Genomic DNA, 19,191 nt, shown 5'->3' with positions numbered 1-19,191 from the left:
GAGACGGGTTTTTTATTTGCCTGCAGCATAGCCTTCAGCTGGCTTAGATCACCAGCCCGCCATCCACCGACAGCACTGCGCCATTGATATAGCTGGCGTCGTCGCTGGCCAGGAACAGGTAGACCGCGGCAATCTCTTCCGGCTGTGCCAGGCGACGCATGGGGACGCGCTCTTCCATGGCCTGGATCACCTTTTCCGGCATCTGCTGGAGGATGGGCGTGGCCACGAAACCGGGGCAGACCGCATTGGAACGGATACCCTTCTTGCCGAGCTCCTTGGCCCAGGTCTTGGTGAAACCGATCACGCCGAACTTGGCGGCGGCATAGTTGGTCTGGCCGAAGTTGCCATAGAGCCCCACCACCGAAGAGGCGTTGAGGATCACGCCCGAACCCTGCTCGGTCATGATGTCGACCACGGCCTTGGCGCAGTTGTAGACACCCTTGAGGTTGATGTCGATAACCCGGTCGAACTGCTCGTCGGTCATCTTGGAGAGCTGGGCGTCGGCCACGATGCCGGCATTGTTCACCAGCACGTCGATGCGCCCCCACTGGGCCTTGACGCCCGCCACCATGGCGGCGATCTGCGCCTTGTCCGTGACATTGACGACATAGCCGACCGCCTCACCGCCGGCAGCGGTGATTTCGCCAACCACGGCATCAATACCGGCGGCGTTGACGTCACAGACCACGACGCGCGCACCCTCCTTGCCGAACCGTACCGCGGTAGCCTCGCCTATGCCGCTGGCCGCTCCGGTCACGATGGTCACTTTCCCCGACAAACGCATGATTCAACTCCCTTTCAGTCCAGGCGCCGCATCACTGGCGACCCACGCATTATTCGAACAAACAAGGGGAAACGCAGCACCCCTCGCGGGGCACTGCGTTCTGTCTGCTCCATACTTCTTCTTTGTCTTTATCCGGTTGAGCGGCCCTTGCGGCGGCTCGAATGACGGTGCTTGGCACCGGCTTGATTGCCCGATTTTGGTTCATGGGCGCACTGAAGATGTGCGCGCATGATAGTACGGAGGTTCTAGAGTGGCAACTCTAAATGACGCTTTTATGGCGGACTGTGCATCCTGTTTTGGAAATGCAACAGTCAGCCCCGGCCTTCATAACCGTCACCGCTCCAGATGAGCGTTTCTTATTCCAAACCCTGGCTGGCCAGGTAGTCCTCGTAGCCGCCCACATAGTGCAGGTAGCTGCCGTCCCCCTTGAGCTCCAGCACCTGGGTAGCCAGCGAGGACACGAACTGACGGTCGTGCGAGACGAAAATCAGGGTGCCCTTGAAGAGTTCCAGCGCCAGGTTCAGCGACTCGATGGACTCCATATCCATATGGTTGGTCGGCTCATCCATCACCAGCACATTGGGCTGCTGCAGGATCAGCTTGCCATACAGCATGCGACCCTTTTCGCCGCCGGACAGCACCTTGACCGACTTCTTCACATCGTCGCCGCTGAACAGGAGGCGGCCAAGGATGCCACGGATGACCTGGTCGTCGTCGCCTGGACGGGACCATTGCTTCATCCAGTCAAACAGGGTCTCGCCACTCTCGAAGTCTTCTTCATGGTCCTGGGCAAAGTAACCCACCTCCGCCTTCTCGGCCCACTTGACCGAACCGGCATCGGGCTTGAGCACGCCGACCAGCATCTTCATCAGAGTGGACTTACCCACACCGTTACCACCGATCACCGCCAGTTTCTGGCCAGCTTCGAAGATCAGATCCAGGCCCTGGATCAGCGGCTTGTCGAAGGACTTGGACAGGTGAGTCGCCTCGAAGGCTTGGCGATGCAGCTTGAGCTTGTCGTCAAACTCGAAGCGCACGTAGGGGTTCTGGCGCGAGGACGGCTTGACCTCGATCATGCCTTCCTTGAGCTTGTCGGCAAGCTTGAGGCGGCTGGTGGCCTGACGAGCCTTGGACTTGTTGGCCGAGAAACGGGCGGCAAACACCTGCAGTTCGGCAATCCGTTCCTTGGCCTTGGCATTGGCGCCCAGCGCACGCTCGCGCGCCTGTGTGCTGGCCAGCATGTAGTCGTCGTAGTTGCCGGGGTAGATCTGGATGGTGTTGTAGTCCAGGTCGGCCATATGGGTGCAGACCTGGTTCAGGAAGTGCCGGTCGTGCGAGATGATGATCATGGTGGAGTTACGCTCGTTCAGCGTGTGCTCCAGCCAGCGGATGGTATTGATATCCAGGTTGTTGGTCGGCTCATCCAGCAGCAGCACGTCCGGATCGCTGAACAGCGCCTGTGCCAGCAGCACCCGCAGCTTCCAGCCTGGGGCCACTTCGCTCATCAGGCCAAAGTGCTGCTCGGTGGGGATGCCCGCGCCCAACAACAGGGAGCCGGCACGGGCTTCGGCATCGTAGCCACCCATCTCGCCAAACTTCACCTCCAGGTCGGCCGCCCGCATATAGTCGTCTTCGGTCGCCTCCGGATTGGCGTAGATGCTGTCCTTCTCATGCATGGTCGCCCACAACTCACCATGACCTTGCAGCACCACGTCGATCACGCGCTGGTCTTCATAGGCGAATTGGTCCTGACGCAGCTTGCCGAGGCGCACGCCCGGATCGAGACTGACGTTGCCGGCAGTGGGTTCGAGGTCGCCACCCAATATCTTCATGAAGGTGGACTTGCCCGAACCGTTGGCGCCGATCAGACCGTAGCGGTTGCCACCACCGAACTTGACCGAGACTTTTTCGAACAGCGGCTTGGCGCCGAACTGCATCGTGATATTGGCGGTGTTGATCACCTTGAGGGACTCCTGCCGGGTGCGCTGTGGCGCGCCCGTCACAAAAATAAAAATCCGCGCATGGCGCGGTGCGGCAAAATTGCGTAATTTTAGCACAGTGGGCCATGCTGCCGGACCAAAGCCCGCCCATCCCCGTACAAAGCCTCTGGAAAGCGCCCCTCGGCGCGCAGGCACACAAGCGGCGGACCGGTAGCACTCAACCAACAATAAACAGTTAAGCGGACATGTTTGATTTCAAAGGCCTGATCGACGCGCTGATGCGTCGCGCCCGTGAGGAAGAAGGCCAAGGCCCTTCAGCCACCCAATTGCTGATCGACCTGCCGCGCAACGAGAGCCTGGCGGTCCTGACCGAGATCATCAAGGCATTGGCCGCGCTGAACCGCAATCCGCGCATCGGCCTCAAGGAGCGTTACCGCGCCGTCCAGGGCTTCGACGACAAGGCCCGTCCACTCGCCGCCATCCTGATCCGGGTATTTCGTGGCGAGGAACAGGTCGAAGGCCTCTCCGCCCGCCAGGTACTGCCCAGCGTCCTGGCCTGCTGGCGCGAGCTGGCCTCGGCCTACAAGCTTTGCCTCAAGCAGCATGCGCAGGCCCCCTCCCCCCGCTTTGCCAACGACGCCGAACTGATCACCCTGCGCGCCATCAACTATTACGCCGAACAGGCCAAATGGGCCTACCTGCGCTATTTCGAGGCCGAACCGCGGCTATGGCGCAGCCTCAATCGCTTGTATCAGATCGCCGAAGCGGCCGGCTTTGCGCAGAAAACCATCCCCCCCTATATGGGCCAACCGGCAACCAGCGTCAGCCAGCTTTACCGCCATGCCCTCCTGCTCAAGCTTGCCGAACCGGAACGGCGGCGGATTGAGGATATCTGGCTGATCGACCGTCAACTGCGCGACTGGGTGGCCCAGGTCAGCCTGGAGAAGGTGATACGGCCGCGCGACCAGGTGTTCGCGGTCAATCTGGACGAACCCAAGCCCCCAACCAAGCTGCGCCGCAATATGGTTGGCGAGCGCTATCGCTACCTCGATACCGAGCCCCTGTCGGCTTCGCTGAACGAACTCTCCCATGCCGCCGCACGCGGCAGCCTGCCAGCAAGCTTCGACCCCTGCTGCAACCAGCAGGAACAGGACAATCTGGCACGCCTGCTGCAGGACCTGGCCATGGTCTACTCCCGTACCGGCCAGGCCCGCTCCCGCCGGAACGAACGACGGCATCGCGAAAAAACCGCCGCCACCGCAATCGGCCTGGCGCGCATCGCCCGGGCGCTAGCCGGCAGCGAGAAGGATTGGGAGCCCTGGAATATGGCGGACGAGAGCGCCAGCGGCCTGGGCGCCCACTACAAGGCCCAGTTCGACGACAAGCTGGCCATCGGCGAGCTCCTGGCCTTCCGCGAGGACAGCCACATCCAGCTGGCCGTGGTACGCCGCCTGCACAAGAGCCGCGAGGGCCAGGTCAAGGTTGGCGCCGAGCGACTGGCCACCCAACCGGTGGCGGTCAGCCTGCAGGATGGCGAGCTGGCGGTGGCTGCGCTGTATTGTGCCGATTCGCCGCACGGGCGCATGCTGCTCTTGCCAGCCGAAGACTACGAGACCGGCCGCGAATACCTGCTGATAGCCGGCCCCAAACGCTTCAGCATCACGCTAGGCCCCTTGCTAGAGGCGCTACCCGAATACGTAGTCAGTGGCTTCAGCGTGCACGGCAAACATTAGGGACCAGGGGCTACGGCCCCTTCCGGATGTAAATCGGGCGGTTTTTCCCGCTGAAATCCGCACTTACCCACAGTCTGCGGTAAACCGGCAGAGCAAGGATGTGACCTTTACGCTAAAATTACGGGCCTCTTCCCCGTAAACGCGTACGGTTTTTGCTCATGCCCATCCTGATCAAGCTGCGCGGCGGAGTTGCACTCTCCGCCTTCCGTCTAGAAAAACTGGTCCAAGGCCTGAAGGATGGCGGCGTCAGCGACCTCCAGCCCTATGCCGAATTCTGGCACTTCCTCGAACTCGAAGCGCCCCTGACGGCGGACGAGGAAGCCAAGCTCGGCAAGATCCTCGCCGACGACCACCCCTCCAAGGATGGTGCCGGCCAAGGCAGCATGCTGCTGGTGACACCACGCGTGGGGACGATCTCACCCTGGTCCTCCAAGGCCACCGACATTCTCAAGCTGTGCGGTCTGAGCAAGGTCGCGCGGATCGAACGTGGCGTGGCCATCTACGCCGGCCGCCAGCTCAACGCCGGCGAGCTCGACAAGCTCAAGGCGCAGGTGCATGACCGTATGACTGAGACGGTCTGGACCGATTTTGACGGTATCGCCGCCCTGTTCCAGCACATTGCTCCACTGCCGCTCGCCAGCGTGGATGTATTGGGTGGTGGTCGCCCTGCGCTGGAAACCGCCAACCGCGATATGGGCTTGGCGCTATCCGCCGATGAGATCGACTACCTGGTCGAGAACTTCAAGAAGCTCGGCCGCAACCCCAACGACATCGAATTGATGATGTTCGCGCAGGCCAATTCCGAGCACTGCCGCCACAAGATCTTCAATGCCGACTTCGTGATCGACGGCGAGGCCCAGGCCAAGTCGCTGTTCGGCATGATCCGCGACACCCACAAGGCCCATCCGGAAGGTACCGTGGTGGCCTATTCGGACAACTCCTCGGTGATCGAGGGTGCCGGCATCCTGCGCTTCTACCCGCAACCGGGCAGCCAGGAGTACCGCTACACCGCCCGCCCCACCCATATTCTGATGAAGGTGGAGACGCACAACCACCCGACCGCCATCTCGCCCTTCGCCGGCGCATCGACCGGTGCAGGCGGCGAGATCCGCGACGAAGGCGCTACCGGCCGTGGTTCGCGCCCCAAGGCTGGCCTGACCGGCTTTACCGTCTCCAACCTCAATATCCCCGGTTTCAAACAGCCCTGGGAAGTCTATTCAGACACCCAGCTGGAATATGGCAAGCCCGGCCGCATCGTCTCCGCCCTGCAGATCATGCTGGATGGCCCGATCGGCGGTGCCGCCTTCAACAATGAATTCGGTCGTCCCAACCTGGCCGGCTACTTCCGTACCTTCGAGGAAAGCCACCTCGGCGAGATGCGCGGCTACCACAAGCCCATCATGATCGCTGGCGGCATGGGCAATATCGATGGCGACCATGTGGGCAAGCACGACATCCCGGCCGGTGCCTTGATCATCGTCCTCGGGGGACCTGGCATGCTGATCGGCCTGGGCGGCGGCGCAGCCTCGTCCATGGATACCGGCGCCAATGCTGCCGACCTCGACTTCGACTCGGTACAGCGTGGCAACCCCGAGATCGAACGGCGTGCCCAGGAAGTCATCGACCGCTGCTGGCAGCTGGGCGACAAGAACCCCATCCTCAGCATCCATGACGTGGGCGCAGGCGGCCTGTCTAACGCCCTGCCCGAGCTGGTGCACGGCGCCAGCCGCGGTGCCCGTTTTGGCCTGCGCGATATCCAGATCGAAGAAAAGGGCATGTCGCCCCTGCAGATCTGGTGTAACGAATCGCAAGAACGCTATGTGCTGGCGATTGCCGCCCAGGATCTCGATGCCTTCAAGGCCATCGCCGAGCGCGAGCGTTGCCCCTTTGCCGTGGTCGGTACCGCCACCCTGGAGCAACAGCTGGAGCTGGCCGACACCCACTTCGGCAACAAACCGGTCGACATGCCCATGGACGTGCTCCTGGGCAAGCCGCCCAAGATGACCCGTGACGTGCAGCGCCTGGCGCCCGAGCTGCCGGTGTTCGATTCCAGCTCGCTGGACCTGCACGATGCCATCTACCGCGTACTGCGCCTGCCGGCCGTGGCCGACAAGAGCTTCTTGATCACCATCGGCGACCGCTCGGTCGGCGGCATGACCGTACGCGACCAGATGGTCGGCCCCTGGCAGGTACCGGTCGCCGATGTGGCCGTCACCGCCATGGGCTTTGAGACCTATCTGGGTGAAGCCATGTCCATGGGCGAGCGTACCCCGCTGGCCCTGATCTCTGGTCCGGCCTCCGGCCGCATGGCCGTGGGTGAAGCGCTGACCAACCTGGCCGCCGCGCCGATCGCCAAGCTCGGCGACGTGAAGCTGTCGGCCAACTGGATGGCTGCCGCCGGCCACCCGGGCGAGGACGCTGCCTTGTTCGACACCGTCGAAGCGGTACGCGACCTCAGCATTGCACTGGGCGTCAGCATCCCGGTCGGCAAGGACAGTCTCTCCATGAAGACGGTCTGGCAGGAGCAAGGCCAGAACAAGTCCGTGGTCGCGCCGCTGTCCCTGATCGTTTCGGCCTTTGCGCCGGTCACCGATGTACGCCGGACCCTGACCCCACAGCTCAGGACCGACCAGGGCGATACCGACCTGATCCTGATCGACCTCGGCAACGGCAAGTGCCGCCTGTCCGGCTCTGCCCTGGCCCAGGTCTACAAGCAGGTCGGCAGCCATATGCCCGACCTCGAGAACCCCGAGGCGCTGGCCAGCTTCTTTAGCGTCGTGCAGCAGCTCAATGCCCAAGGCAAGTTGCTGGCCTACCACGACCGCAGCGACGGCGGCCTTCTGGTCACCCTGGCCGAGATGATGTTCGCCGGCCGCGTGGGTGTGACTCTGGACGTGGACGAGCTGTGCATTGAGCGCCGCCGCAATGAGCGCGAGTACGGCGAGATCAATCCGGAATCGGTCGCCCGCGCCGAGAACGGCCGCCTGATGGGCGTGCTGTTCAACGAAGAGCTGGGCGTGGTACTGCAAGTACGCCGGAGCGATACCAATGCCGTCATGGCCGCCTTCTTCGCCGCCGGCATCCGCAGCCAGCTGCATGTGATTGGCTCGCTCAATGACGACGACCGCCTGAAGATCAAGAAGCGCAACCGCCTGGTGCTGAACGAGACCCGTACCGACCTGCAGAAGGCCTGGTCGCAGACCAGTTACCAGATGCAGCGCCTGCGCGACAACCCGGCCGGTGCCGACAGCGAATACAACCAGCTGAACCAGAAGCAGCGCGGCCTGTTTGCCGAGCTGACCTTCGATCCGGCCGAGGATGTGGCCGCACCGTATATCGCCAAGGGTGCCCGTCCACGTATCGCCATCCTGCGCGAGCAGGGCGTCAACGGCCAGGTCGAAATGGCCGCCGCCTTCGACCGCGCCGGCTTTACCGCGCTGGACGTGCATATGTCCGACATCCTGAGCGGCCGTATCTCGCTGGCAGACTTCCAGGGCTTCGCGGCCTGCGGTGGCTTCAGCTACGGCGACGTGCTGGGTGCCGGCGAAGGCTGGGCCAAGTCCATCCTGTTCAACAGCCGCGGCCGCGACGAGTTCTCGCGCTTCTTCCAGCGCACCGAGACCTTTGCCCTGGGCGTCTGCAATGGCTGCCAGATGATGTCCAATCTGTCCGAGATCATTCCCGGTGCGCAGGCCTGGCCGAAGTTCCGTCGCAACGCCTCCGAGCAGTTCGAGGCGCGCCTGGTAATGGCCGAAGTCACCCAGAACCCCAGCCTGTTCTTTGCCGACATGGCCGGCTCCAAGATGCCGGTGGTGGTCTCGCACGGCGAAGGTCGCGCGGTATTTGCCCAGGATGCGCAGCGCAAGAACGTGCTGACCGCCCTGCGCTATATCGACGACCGCGGCCTGCCGACCGAGGTCTACCCGCTGAACCCGAACGGCTCGCCTGATGGTATTGCCGGCGTCACCACCGCCGACGGCCGCTTCAGCATCATGATGCCGCACCCGGAGCGGACCTTCCGCTCGGTGACCATGAGCTGGCACCCGGAGCACTGGGGTGAGGATAGCGGTTGGATGCGCATGTTCCGCAACGCCCGCAAGTCGCTGGGTTAATCCTCGGCAAAAACAAAAAGGCCCGCGCAATGCGGGCCTTTTTGTTTTCAGACGCCGACAACAGCCAGCGCTATCTGATCTGCACGACCTATTTGGCCAGCAATGGCTTGAGGTAGTTGTCCAGCTTGGCCTGATCCAGCCGGCCGGCATGGGTCGCCACCTTGTTGCCCTGGGCGTCATAGATCAGCGTGAAAGGGAGTGCGCCCAACCGGTTGCCTTCGGTACGCATTAATTCAAGCGCTTCCTGCTCGCCGGTCAGCACCGGGTAGTCGATCTTGAACTCGGCCACGAACTTGGCAACGTCCTTGGGGTTGTCGATCGCCAGGCCGACGAAGCGCACCTTGTCACCATGCGCATGCTGGGTGGCGATGAACTCAGGGATCTCTTCCCGGCAGGGAGCGCACCAGGTGGCCCAGAAATTCACCACCAGCGGCTTGCCGCGCCACTGCTGAAAAGCCTGTGGCTTGCCCTGCAGGTCGGCAAAGCTCGACTGCCAGAGGCCAGGTGCCGCAGCGGCAACTGCGGGGGGCGGGGGTACATCGACAGGCTCGGCATGAGTGCGCCCCTTCCACAGCAAGGCAGAGCCCACACCGAGCGCCAAGGCGAGAACGGCAGCACCACCGTAGACCAAGGTCTTGTTCATGACGTTCCTATCTCGTCGCCGTCAGGCGAGCCAGCCGTTGCAGGAAGGCTTCCGGCTCTTCAAAGCCGATCAGCCGGCTACCCACCTCTGCACCGCCTTGGCCAAAGAAGATGGTACCCGGCGGGCCGAACAGGCCAAAGCGCTTGAGCAGCGCTTTGTGCTCCGCGGTATTGGCGGTCACGTCGGCCTTGAGCAGCACCAGGCCAGCCAGCTGCTGCTGGACCTTGGCATCGCTGAAGGTGAAGCGCTCCATCTCGCGGCAGCTGACACACCAGTCAGCGTAGAAATCCAGCATTACCGGCTTGCCACCGGCGGCGGCGATGGCCGCATCCAGCTCCGCGGCGCTGGCGACCGGCTGGAATGCCAGCTTGTGCTCAGCGACTACGCCAGCCTGACCGCCACCAGCAAAAGGTTTGAGCGGTTGCAGCGGGTCACGCCCACCGGCCAAGAGGCCGGCCAGCTGCGCCACGCCCAAGAGGGCCAGCAGCACACCCAGTGCCTTGGCCAGGCGCTTGCCAGGCTTGACGTGTGGCGGCAGGGTATCGAGCGCCGACAGCGCCACACCGGCACCGATAGCCAGTACGGCCCAACCCAGCATATAGAGCCAGGCAGGCAGCACCGGGCTGGCAATCCACAGGGCCACGGCCAGCATCAGGCTGCCAAAGACATTCTTGACCACGCCCATCCAAGGGCCGGCCTTGGGCAGCACATGGCCGCCGACAGTACCGACCACGACCAGCGGCAAGCCGATGCCCAGCGCCATGGCGTAGAGCGCCAGGCCGCCCCGCAGCACGTCGCCGCTGGCACCGATATAGCCCAGTGCCGCAGCCAGGGGCGGTGCCACGCAGGGGCCGACGATCAGCGCCGACAAGGCGCCCATCACAAAGACCGGTACCCAGCGTCCACCCGGCAGCTTGTTGGAGGCGTCGTTGAGCTTGGATTGCAGGGCGCCCGGCAGTTGCAACTCAAAGAGGCCGAACATGGACAGCGCCATGAGCACGAAGAACAGCGCAAAGACGCTCAGCACCCAGGGGTTCTGCAGGGCAGCCGACAGCAAGGTACCCGAGAGCGCGGCCGCCACACCGGCCAGCGCATAGGTCAGCGCCATGCCCTGCACATAGACAAGGCTCAGCGCGAAGCCACGGCCCTTGCTCACACCACCGCCCTGCCCCACCACGATGCCGGAGACGATGGGGATCAGCGGATACATGCAGGCAGTGAACGCGAGGCCCAAACCAGCGACAAAGAAGAATGCCAGCAAGGCGAACAGGCTACCCTGCTTGAAGAGGCCTGCACCATCGCCGGCATCGGCAACCGGAGCGACAGCAGCGGCAGGTACTGGTGCAGAAGCGGCGGCGGGTGTCGCGTCAGCCAAGGCCAGTTCGATGGTTTCAGGTGGGTAGCAGACGCCGGCGTCGGCACAACCCTGCGACACCACCTTGATCTTGGCACCAGCCGGGAAGGCGGTGTCGCTGCTGAGCGGAATTTCGACCCCATGGCGGTAGGTTTCCACCTCGCCGAAGTAGTCGTCGTGCTTTTTCTTGCCAGCCGGGAAGTCGGCCTTGAGCGCACCGTTGCCCGGTTGCAGGGAGAACTTGAACTGGTCGCGGTAGAGGTAGTAGCGATCGGCGATCTCGAACTTCACCGTGGCAGTTTTTTCGCTGCTACGGGTCACGGAGGGCTTGAAAGCTTCGGTGGCCGGCAGCAATTCATCCGGGTCGGCCGCCGCAAAGGCCGATACGCTGAGGAACCCTGCAAGCAGATAGGAGACGAAGGACTTCATGCCGACGGGCCTCCAGTCGCATCCTGAACCCAGCCCAGGTAGGCTGGCAGGCCGGCAGCTACCGGCAAGGCGATGATCTCGGGCAGGTCGTAGGGGTGCAACTCGTGCAGCACGGCTTCCAGCGCCGCATAACGCGCGGCGGTCGTCTTGATGAGCATGGGTATCTCGGTCGTGGTTTCAAGCGTCCCTTGCCAGCGATAGCAGGAGCTGGCCGGGGCAAGCAGGTTCACACAGGCAGCCAGCTCACGCTCGATCAGCGCGCTGGCCAGCATTTTTGCAGTCCCCTCGTCGGGGGCGTTGCACAGTACCACTAACACGGAATATTTTTCAGTCATGTTGCGTAGACTTCTTCCCTGGTTCGGCCTTCTACTGCTCAGCCTGCCGTTGCTTGAGCTGCTCGCCTCGATCTGGCTGGCGCAGTACATAGGCTGGTGGCTGGTCTTCTGGCTGTTCGCCAGTGCCCTGGTGGGCATCGGCATCCTCAAGAGCTGGCGCTTTGCCACCGCCTGGGCCTTGGTAGACAGCCTGCGTAGCGGTGAAGTGCCGCTGGGCCGCCTGTTTTGGGTGGCCCGCACCTTGGTCGCAGCGCTGCTGTTTATCTTTCCCGGCCCGATCAGCGACGTGCTCGGCCTGATCCTGATCCTGCCCTGGCCCGGTGGCGGCAAGCTGCGCTTTGGCACCGAGGCAGCACCTCAACAGGAACATGGCGTCTACGAAGGCGAATTCAACCGCGTCGACGATGCCCCCGGCCTGCCCGCCGGCAGCAGCGATCCGCAAGGCCCCACCCATTGATCAAGCATGGACTGCAGATGGACTATACCCGCCAGACCCTGACCCCACCCGGTACACCGGAACCGATCGGGCCGTACAGCCACGTTGCCAAAGCAGGACCCTTTATCAATGTATCGGGCACCGCCGGCGTCGATCCGGCCACGGGCCAGTTGGCCGGGCCGGACGCCTATGCACAGACCCTGCAGATCATTGCCAACTTCAAGGTCATGCTGGCCTCGGTCGGCGCTGACCTCAGCCATGTGCTGCATGTGAATGTGTTTCTCAAGGATGTGGCGGACTTCCCGGCCATGAATGAGGCCTATATCAAAGCCATGGGCGAGCACCGGCCGGCGCGCACCGTGATCGGTGTACAGGACCTGCCCAAGGCTGGCGCGCGGCTAACCATGAATCTCAACGCCGTAATCGGCGCCTAGCCCGCCAGCAAACCCTCCGGAGAGCGAAGACTGCCACACACGCGAACGCGTTTGTGGCGGGATAGCTCTCCCTTCTCCAGCAGCACGCGATTACGCGGCACGCCAAACCAATCGGCCAACCAGGCGATCAGCGCCTTGTTCGCCTTACCCTCCACCGGCGGGGCATTGAGCCGCAGCTTGAGCGCACCATCATGCAGGCCTGCCGGCTCAGTGACCTTGGCGCCGGGCTGCAGGTAAAGCGACAGGACCCAGTCATCCCCCTCCCGCCGTGCCCAATCGCTCATTGCCTCAGCCCAGGAGGATAAAGCGCAAGATCTGCTGCTCGATCGGAGCCAGCACAAAGAGCTGGATCATCTGCAACAGCAGGATCAACACCAGCGGACTGAGATCTATCCCGCCCAGATTGGGCAACAATCGGCGGATAGGCCCGAGATAGGGGCGCGTCAGCTTGTCCAAGAGGGGAGTCAGTGGGTTGTACGAATGGACCCAGCTCAGTACCGCCTGCACCAGCACCGCGCCGAACAGCAGATAAAGGGACAGCTTCATCACCTCAAGCAGGGCCAGACCCATCAGGCCGAACACGGTATTGGGGCTGGCCAACACCAAGGGCAGCGGGGTGAGCATCAGCAAGATCAGGTGCATCAGCAATGCACCCAGCCAGGCCAGCAGGATGGTGGCGGTGTCGTAGCTGCCCACGCTGGGCACGATACGCCGCACCGGCTGCACCAAGAAGTTGGTCAGCTTGACGGTGAATTGCGCCAACGGATGGCCGAACGGTGCGCGCACCACCTGCAGATAGAAGCGCAACAGCAGATTCAGGATGAAAAAGCTGGCGAGATTGCGTACCAGAAAGGCCAGCGCTTCTTGCAGCATAAGAGGGCTCCAGAATAATTGAAGGGTCTAGCCTGCGCGGCCCAGTTCATCGGCCAACTCGGCGGCGCGCGCTCTGGCTGCCTCGGTAGCAGCCACGATCGCCGCTTGGACGCCTATTTCGGCCATCTTGTTCAATGCTGCCGCCGTGGTTCCCCCCTTGGAGGTCACCCGCTCGCGCAGTACGGCGGCATCTTCGCTGCTGGCCAACGCCAGCTTTACCGCCCCATCGAAGGTGGCGTAGGCCAGCTGGCGCGCCGTTGCTGTATCAAAACCCTGCTGTTCGGCAGCGCGGGTCAATGATTCGATGAAATAGAACACATAGGCCGGGCCCGAGCCGGAGATCGCCGTGACAGCGTCAATCTGCGCTTCCTCGGCAACCCACACCACCTGACCAACGCTACGCAGGATGCGATCGGCAAGCTCCCGATCTGCTGACGTAGCCTGCGGCCCCAGCCAGGCGCCACTGATACCGGCCTGCACCAAGGCCGGCGTGTTGGGCATCACCCGCACCAAGCGGGCCGCCCCCGCCAACCAGCGGTCAAGGTCCGCCATGCGGATGCCTGCAGCGATCGAGATCACCAGCTTGCCGCGCAACTCATCCGCCCGGGCTCGTGCCACCTCGGCCAACTGCTGTGGCTTGACTGCCAGTACCACGACATCGGCATCGGGCGGCAATGCCGCTTCCAGCGCCAAGGGCTGGATACCCAGGCGAACTTGCAGATCGGCACGCTTGCCGGCATCGGGCTCCACCACGTACAGGCCATCGGCCGCATAACCTTGCTGCAGCAGGCCACCCAGCATGGCGGTGGCCATATTGCCGCCGCCGATAAAGACGATCTTCACGCCAGTCCCTCCCCTTTGCCAAAGCCGATACCCGGCCGGCGTTTCTGCAGCAGGTGTTTGAGTAGATTGCAGTACAGTTTGTCGAGCTCACGCTGACCGGAAAACGGAATGGCCAGGCTGCCGCTACGGTGCTCCAGCGCCAGCAGGGTCAGGTGGCCATCGTCCATGCGGTAGGCCAGGTGCTGGATATCGTCCAGCGGGAGGCTGACGCTGGCCGGCGCACCCCAGCCACTGTAGCCGAGCAGCACGCGCGATTCGTCGACGTCTACCACGGTGCGCCAGAACCAGCCGCGCAAATGCCACGCCAAGAAGCCCACCAGCAGTAGGGCAAACAAGGCCACCGCCAGCACTACACCGGACCAGGTCAACAAAGCCTGCAGCAACAGGAGGCCTATGATCACGGCGGCCATGCCGGCTCCCAGCTTGGCGATTAGCCTGTCCGGTGCACCGGGCGGCAGGCGTTGCCAGGCAGAGGCCAGCTCCAGCCGGTCCTCCTGGTCGCCTTCCTGCACACGCACCCAGCGGGCCAGGTCGGCGAGGCTCGCGGTATTCAAGGGGGTAGTCAACTCAGCAGTCCATCAATGTGCGGTCACGGTGCGGGTACCGAACAGTGCGGTACCAACCCGGACCAGGGTAGCGCCCTGGGCAATGGCCAGCTCAAGGTCGGCCGACATGCCCATGGACAGGGTATCAAGCGGCAGGCCCTGCTGCCGCAGCGTATCGCGCAAGTGCCGCAACTGGGCGAACTGACTCGCCAGTACAGCCGCATCCTCGGTCGGCTCGGGTATGCACATTAGCCCGCGCAGTTGCAGCCGTGGCAGCGCAGCCACCGCCTGCGCCAAGGCCACCGCCTCATCGGGCCGGCAGCCGGACTTGCTGTCCTCGCCCGAGACATTGACCTGCACACAGACCTGCAGCGGGGGCAAGCCCTCGGGCCGCTGGGCGGACAAACGCTCGGCGATCTTCAGGCGGTCTATGCTGTGGACCCAGTGCGCGCATTCAGCTACCGGTCGGGTCTTATTGCTTTGCAGGGGGCCGATGAAGTGCCATTCGAGGTCAGCCAGATCGGACAATTGTGCCGCTTTATCCACCAGCTCCTGCACATAATTCTCGCCGAAGGCACGCTGGCCGGCGGCATGGCAAAGCCTTACCGCTTCGGCCGGGAAGGTCTTGCTGACGGCCAGCAGGCTGCAATCCCCAGCCGGCCGATGGGCGGCGGCGAGGGCCGCTGCGATGCGCGCGAGCACCGCCTGTCTGGATTTATCTAGGTCACCCATCCATAATGCCTTCGGAATATTTGCCGCAAACCCAATCAGTGTGCGGCTTTGAACGGGGAATTATAAATGGAAATCTCGGAACTCCTGGCCTTCTCGGTCAAGAACAAGGCGTCTGACTTGCACCTTTCGTCTGGCCTGCCGCCCTGTATCCGCGTGCATGGTGACGTGCGCCGCATCAATTTGCCGCCCATGGAGCACAAGGACGTCCACGACATGGTGTACGACATCATGAACGACGGCCAGCGCAAGACCTATGAGGAAACGCTGGAGTGCGACTTCTCCTTTGAAATCCCCGGCCTGGCCCGTTTCCGGGTCAATGCTTTCGTGCAGAACCGCGGCGCCGGCGCCGTGTTCCGGACCATTCCGTCCAAGGTGCTGAGCCTGGAAGACCTGAACGCGCCCAAGGTATTCAAGGAGATCGCCGAGACGCCACGCGGCATCGTGCTGGTGACCGGTCCGACCGGCTCGGGCAAGTCGACCACCCTTGCGGCCATGATCAACTACATCAACGAGAACGAGTACGGCCACATCCTCACCGTCGAGGATCCGATCGAATTCGTGCACGAGTCGAAGAAGTGCCTGATCAACCAGCGTGAGGTCGGCCCACACACGCTGAGCTTCGCCAACTCGCTGCGCGCCGCACTGCGGGAAGACCCGGACGTGATCCTGGTGGGTGAAATGCGTGACCTCGAGACCATCCGTCTCGCGCTGTCTGCCGCAGAAACCGGCCACTTGGTATTCGGTACCCTGCACACCAGTTCGGCGGCCAAGACCATTGACCGTATCGTGGACGTGTTCCCCGCCGCCGAAAAGGAAATGGTCCGCTCCATGCTGTCCGAATCGCTGCGCGCCGTTATCTCGCAGACCCTGCTCAAGACCAAGGATGGCAATGGCCGGGTGGCGGCGCATGAGATCATGATCGGCATTCCCGCCATTCGTAACCTGATTCGCGAGAACAAGATCGCCCAGATGTACTCCACCATCCAGACTGGCCAGCAGCACGGCATGCAGACGCTGGACCAGTGCCTCACGGACCTGGTACGCCGCAACCTGATCACCAATGTCGAAGCCCGTGGCAAGGCGATGAACCCGGACAACTTCCGCTAAGCGAGGCTCGGGCGGAAGGCAAGCACCTGCCGCCGGCTATCACTGGCAAACCCGCCGGGCCATCTGGCCCGGCTGCTGGAGCAAGATCATGGAAAAGGAACAAGCCACCAAGTTCATGCACGATCTGCTGCGATTGATGCGGCAGAAGAATGCATCGGACTTGTTCATCACTGCCGACTTTCCGCCGGCCATGAAGATCGACGGCAAGATGACACCCGTCTCCAGCCAGGCGCTCACCAGCCAGCACACCAAGGAGCTGTGCCGGGCAGTGATGAACGATAGGCAGGCCGAGGAATTCGAAGCCACCAAGGAATGTAATTTCGCCATCAGCCCGGGCGGCATCGGCCGCTTCCGCTGCAATGCCTTCCAGCAACAAGGCCGCATTGGCCTCGTGATGCGGACCATCACCACCGAGATCCCCAAGTTCGATGAGCTGGGCCTGCCCCCGGTGCTCAAGGATGTGGCGCTGGCCAAGCGCGGCCTGGTCATCTTCGTCGGCGGTACCGGCTCGGGTAAGTCGACCTCGCTGGCAGCCATGATCGGCTTTCGCAACGAGAACAGCTACGGCCACATCATCACCATCGAAGACCCGGTGGAATACGTGCATGAGCACCGCAACTGCATCGTGACCCAGCGCGAGATCGGGGTCGATACCGACAACTGGCACAACGCCCTGAAGAACACCCTGCGGCAGGCGCCAGACGTCATCCTGATCGGTGAGATCCGCGACCGCGAGACCATGGACTACGCGATCGCCTTTGCCGAGACCGGTCACCTTTGCATGGCCACCCTGCACGCCAACTCGGCCAACCAGGCGTTGGACCGTATCATCAACTTCTTCCCGGAAGAGCGCCGTGCCCAGCTGCTGATGGACTTGAGCCTCAACCTCAAGGCCTTTATCTCGCAACGGTTGATCCCGCTGCGTCAGGGCAAGGGTCGCGCTGCGGCGGTTGAGGTCATGCTCAACTCACCGCTGATCTCGGACCTGATCTTCAAGGGCGATGTGCACGAGATCAAGGAGATCATGTCCAAGAGCCGCGAGCTCGGCATGCAGACCTTCGACCAGGCCCTGTTCGATCTCTACGAAGATGGCAAGATCAGCTACGAAGATGCGTTGCGCAACGCCGACTCGGTCAACGATCTACGCCTCAAGATCAAGCTGCAATCCAAGGAATCCAAAGGTCGCGATGCGCTCGCCGGCCTCGATCACCTGGACATCGTGTAGACCACGATGCAACAAGAAAGGCCACCTTCGGGTGGCCTTTTTCATTCCAACGCTCGCTATTTGATACCAAAGAAACGACGTATGCGCTCCAGGAGCTCCGCCTGCGGAGGCGCAACGGGCGCCGCAGCCGTGCTGGCATGGATGCGGTTCTCGGCCAGGCGCTCCGCCAAAACCTTGGATAGGGTATCGGCCAAGGTGGGCCGGGCCGTCAGAATGGCCTCGAAGCCCGTCCTATCCAGCCGGTAGCACTCCACATAACTGGCGGCGACCACGGTGGCACTGCGTGGCGCACCGGTCATCAAACCCATCTCGCCAAAGAAGCCACTGGCTTTCAGACGACCTACCCGTTGCGGGCTGGTGGTGTCATAACCATGCCAGATATCCACCTCGCCCACAGTCAGGATATAGAGCCAATGGGCCACCGCCCCTTCTCGGCTGATCACGTCGCCAGTCTCGAACGGGGCGAAACTCAGTTGCTCGGCCAGACGGCGGCGCTCCTCCTCGGTAAAGTCCGCAAACAGCGGCACGCTGGCCAGTGCCGTCAGTCGCCGGCCTATGTCCTGCTCCTGCCGCTGGGCCGCGGTCTTGTCATTGTCCTTGGTCATCAGCACATTGTGGCTGCTGCTGGCGAGCGGCACCCCGGCACGTACCAGGGCGGTGATCAGATGGGCCCGCACCTGTGAGTCTGTAGGATCATCGGCGGCAATGTCGGTCAACCAATAGCGCAAGGCATAGCGCGCCACACCGTTGTGCGCCTCCATCAGCACCGCCTGCGGCGCAGGCTCCTGCGCGACGCCAGTGATCCTGGCCTCCCGCACGGCCGCCTGCATCAGCTCCATGACCTTGCTGGGCGGGTGTTCCCAGGCGACATCCAGCCAGATCCAGCGGCGCCACTGCACGGGGCCGCCAGCAAAGCGCTTGCCGATGATCTGAAAATCGTTCTTCATCAGCCAGGCGTTAGGCACCACCACCGTCTCGCCGTTGCGGGTCTCAATCAGGGTAGAACGCCAGCCTATCTGCAGGACCTTGCCGGAGACATCCGGCAGCTTGACCCATTGTCCAAGGTCCAGCGAATCGTCGAGCTGCAGGGCAATGCCGGAGAGGATATTGCCGAGCGTGTCCTGCATGGCAAACGCCAGCACTGCCGTGATCACCGCCGAAGTGGTGACCAGCTGTGAGAGATCCAGGCCGGCATAGCGCAAGCGCACCAGACCCCAGCCCAGGTAGGCCAACATCACCACCACGTCCTCGAGGATGCGCGGTGGCTCAACCCTCACCGCTACCAGCAAGAGACGGAACAGCGCCAAGCCAAAGAGGCGGATGATCACGAGGCCGAGCAAGATGGTGAAAACCTCGCGCAGGATGGCACCGGCCTCAGGCAGGCCGGCGCTGCGCGCCAAGGCACCCAGCCACAAGCCCAGCGCACCCAACACCAGGAACAGCAGGGTAAGCATGACGTTGCGCCGCTCGGTCGGGCGGTAGCGGTGCAGCGCCAGCAAGAGGGCGCAGCAGATGATCAGCAGGTAGGGCCATTCCTGGCGGGTGAGGTCGTCGAGACTGGACATGTAGCGGTAAGTGGCGTCGGTAGCGGGCCTGGTCTATTCCAGCATAGGCAAGCAGGCAGAGGCCGGGTAGCCCAGGATGGTTGGCGGGGTGAAAAGCAGCG

Annotated in this window: 17 protein-coding genes; 6 read left to right on the top strand and 11 right to left on the bottom strand. The window is 63.0% G+C overall.

Annotated elements, in window-relative coordinates; all coding sequences use genetic code 11:
• Positions 1-43 precede the first annotated feature (43 nt).
• Together VIM95_RS14085 and VIM95_RS14080 are read right to left on the bottom strand one after the other, a co-directional pair.
• Positions 44-784 carry a beta-ketoacyl-ACP reductase gene (locus VIM95_RS14085; RefSeq protein WP_331986708.1) on the bottom strand — a complete coding sequence of 247 codons (741 nt, stop codon included), beginning with the start codon at positions 782-784 and terminating at the stop codon, positions 44-46.
• Between the two features lie 356 nt (positions 785-1,140).
• A complete protein-coding gene (locus VIM95_RS14080) occupies positions 1,141-2,745 on the bottom strand; it encodes an ABC-F family ATPase (protein WP_331986706.1) in 1,605 nt (534 codons plus the stop codon).
• Between the two features lie 224 nt (positions 2,746-2,969).
• Here VIM95_RS14080 and VIM95_RS14075 point away from each other — a divergent pair, with 224 nt between their 5' ends.
• Together VIM95_RS14075 and purL are read left to right on the top strand one after the other, a co-directional pair.
• Positions 2,970-4,457: a hypothetical protein gene (locus VIM95_RS14075; protein ID WP_331986702.1), complete on the top strand. Its 1,488-nt coding sequence runs from the start codon at positions 2,970-2,972 to the stop codon at positions 4,455-4,457.
• Between the two features lie 158 nt (positions 4,458-4,615).
• Positions 4,616-8,569, top strand: coding sequence for a phosphoribosylformylglycinamidine synthase (gene purL, locus VIM95_RS14070; RefSeq protein WP_331986699.1), 3,954 nt, complete (start codon positions 4,616-4,618; stop codon positions 8,567-8,569).
• A gap of 88 nt (positions 8,570-8,657) precedes the next feature.
• Here purL and VIM95_RS14065 read toward each other — a convergent pair whose 3' ends face one another.
• The 3 genes from VIM95_RS14065 to cutA are packed head-to-tail and all read right to left on the bottom strand — an operon-like array spanning position 8,658 to position 11,330.
• Positions 8,658-9,212 carry a TlpA disulfide reductase family protein gene (locus VIM95_RS14065; protein ID WP_331986696.1) on the bottom strand — a complete coding sequence of 185 codons (555 nt, stop codon included), beginning with the start codon at positions 9,210-9,212 and terminating at the stop codon, positions 8,658-8,660.
• Between the two features lie 7 nt (positions 9,213-9,219).
• Complete coding sequence (gene dsbD, locus VIM95_RS14060) at positions 9,220-10,995, bottom strand: protein-disulfide reductase DsbD (RefSeq protein WP_331986693.1); 1,776 nt, start codon at positions 10,993-10,995, stop codon at positions 9,220-9,222.
• Positions 10,992-11,330 carry a divalent-cation tolerance protein CutA gene (gene cutA / locus VIM95_RS14055; RefSeq protein ID WP_331986691.1) on the bottom strand — a complete coding sequence of 113 codons (339 nt, stop codon included), beginning with the start codon at positions 11,328-11,330 and terminating at the stop codon, positions 10,992-10,994. Before cutA ends, dsbD begins: the two co-directional genes overlap by 4 nt.
• Between cutA and VIM95_RS14050 the strand changes: the two genes are divergently transcribed.
• Positions 11,329-11,787, top strand: a complete 459-nt coding sequence (locus tag VIM95_RS14050) for an FxsA family protein (RefSeq protein WP_331986689.1) — start codon at positions 11,329-11,331, stop codon at positions 11,785-11,787. The two genes, cutA and VIM95_RS14050, sit on opposite strands and share 2 nt — an antisense overlap.
• A 17-nt stretch (positions 11,788-11,804) precedes the next feature.
• Positions 11,805-12,200: a RidA family protein gene (locus VIM95_RS14045; RefSeq protein WP_331986687.1), complete on the top strand. Its 396-nt coding sequence runs from the start codon at positions 11,805-11,807 to the stop codon at positions 12,198-12,200.
• Here VIM95_RS14045 and VIM95_RS14040 read toward each other — a convergent pair.
• Genes VIM95_RS14040 through VIM95_RS14020 form a run of 5 tightly spaced genes read right to left on the bottom strand, consistent with a single transcriptional unit; the run spans position 12,197 to position 15,193 of the window.
• On the bottom strand, positions 12,197-12,484 hold the full coding sequence (locus VIM95_RS14040; RefSeq protein WP_331986685.1) for a DUF167 family protein: 288 nt from the start codon (positions 12,482-12,484) through the stop codon (positions 12,197-12,199). The genes VIM95_RS14045 and VIM95_RS14040 overlap by 4 nt on opposite strands.
• Positions 12,485-12,488: 4 nt before the next feature.
• Positions 12,489-13,073 carry a YggT family protein gene (locus VIM95_RS14035; protein ID WP_331986683.1) on the bottom strand — a complete coding sequence of 195 codons (585 nt, stop codon included), beginning with the start codon at positions 13,071-13,073 and terminating at the stop codon, positions 12,489-12,491.
• A 27-nt stretch (positions 13,074-13,100) separates the two neighbouring features.
• Positions 13,101-13,916, bottom strand: coding sequence for a pyrroline-5-carboxylate reductase (proC, locus tag VIM95_RS14030; protein WP_331986680.1), 816 nt, complete (start codon positions 13,914-13,916; stop codon positions 13,101-13,103).
• Positions 13,913-14,482 carry a hypothetical protein gene (locus VIM95_RS14025; protein ID WP_331986678.1) on the bottom strand — a complete coding sequence of 190 codons (570 nt, stop codon included), beginning with the start codon at positions 14,480-14,482 and terminating at the stop codon, positions 13,913-13,915. Before VIM95_RS14025 ends, proC begins: the two co-directional genes overlap by 4 nt.
• Positions 14,483-14,494: 12 nt before the next feature.
• Complete coding sequence (locus tag VIM95_RS14020) at positions 14,495-15,193, bottom strand: YggS family pyridoxal phosphate-dependent enzyme (protein ID WP_331986676.1); 699 nt, start codon at positions 15,191-15,193, stop codon at positions 14,495-14,497.
• A gap of 66 nt (positions 15,194-15,259) precedes the next feature.
• Between VIM95_RS14020 and VIM95_RS14015 the strand changes: the two genes are divergently transcribed.
• Both VIM95_RS14015 and VIM95_RS14010 read left to right on the top strand, forming a co-directional pair.
• Positions 15,260-16,300, top strand: coding sequence for a type IV pilus twitching motility protein PilT (locus tag VIM95_RS14015; RefSeq protein WP_331986674.1), 1,041 nt, complete (start codon positions 15,260-15,262; stop codon positions 16,298-16,300).
• An 88-nt stretch (positions 16,301-16,388) separates the two neighbouring features.
• Positions 16,389-17,525 (top strand): PilT/PilU family type 4a pilus ATPase, encoded by a 1,137-nt coding sequence (locus VIM95_RS14010; protein ID WP_331986671.1) that lies wholly within the window; start codon positions 16,389-16,391, stop codon positions 17,523-17,525.
• 56 nt (positions 17,526-17,581) lie between these two features.
• Here the strand turns inward: VIM95_RS14010 and VIM95_RS14005 are convergent, their stop codons facing one another.
• Complete coding sequence (locus tag VIM95_RS14005; RefSeq protein ID WP_331986669.1) at positions 17,582-19,090, bottom strand: mechanosensitive ion channel family protein; 1,509 nt, start codon at positions 19,088-19,090, stop codon at positions 17,582-17,584.
• Positions 19,091-19,191 lie beyond the last annotated feature (101 nt).

The sequence above is a fragment of the Chitinimonas sp. genome (assembly GCF_036568685.1).
GTDB lineage: Bacteria > Pseudomonadota > Gammaproteobacteria > Burkholderiales > Chitinimonadaceae > Chitinimonas.
This window is presented reverse-complemented; position numbering and strand designations above follow the sequence as displayed.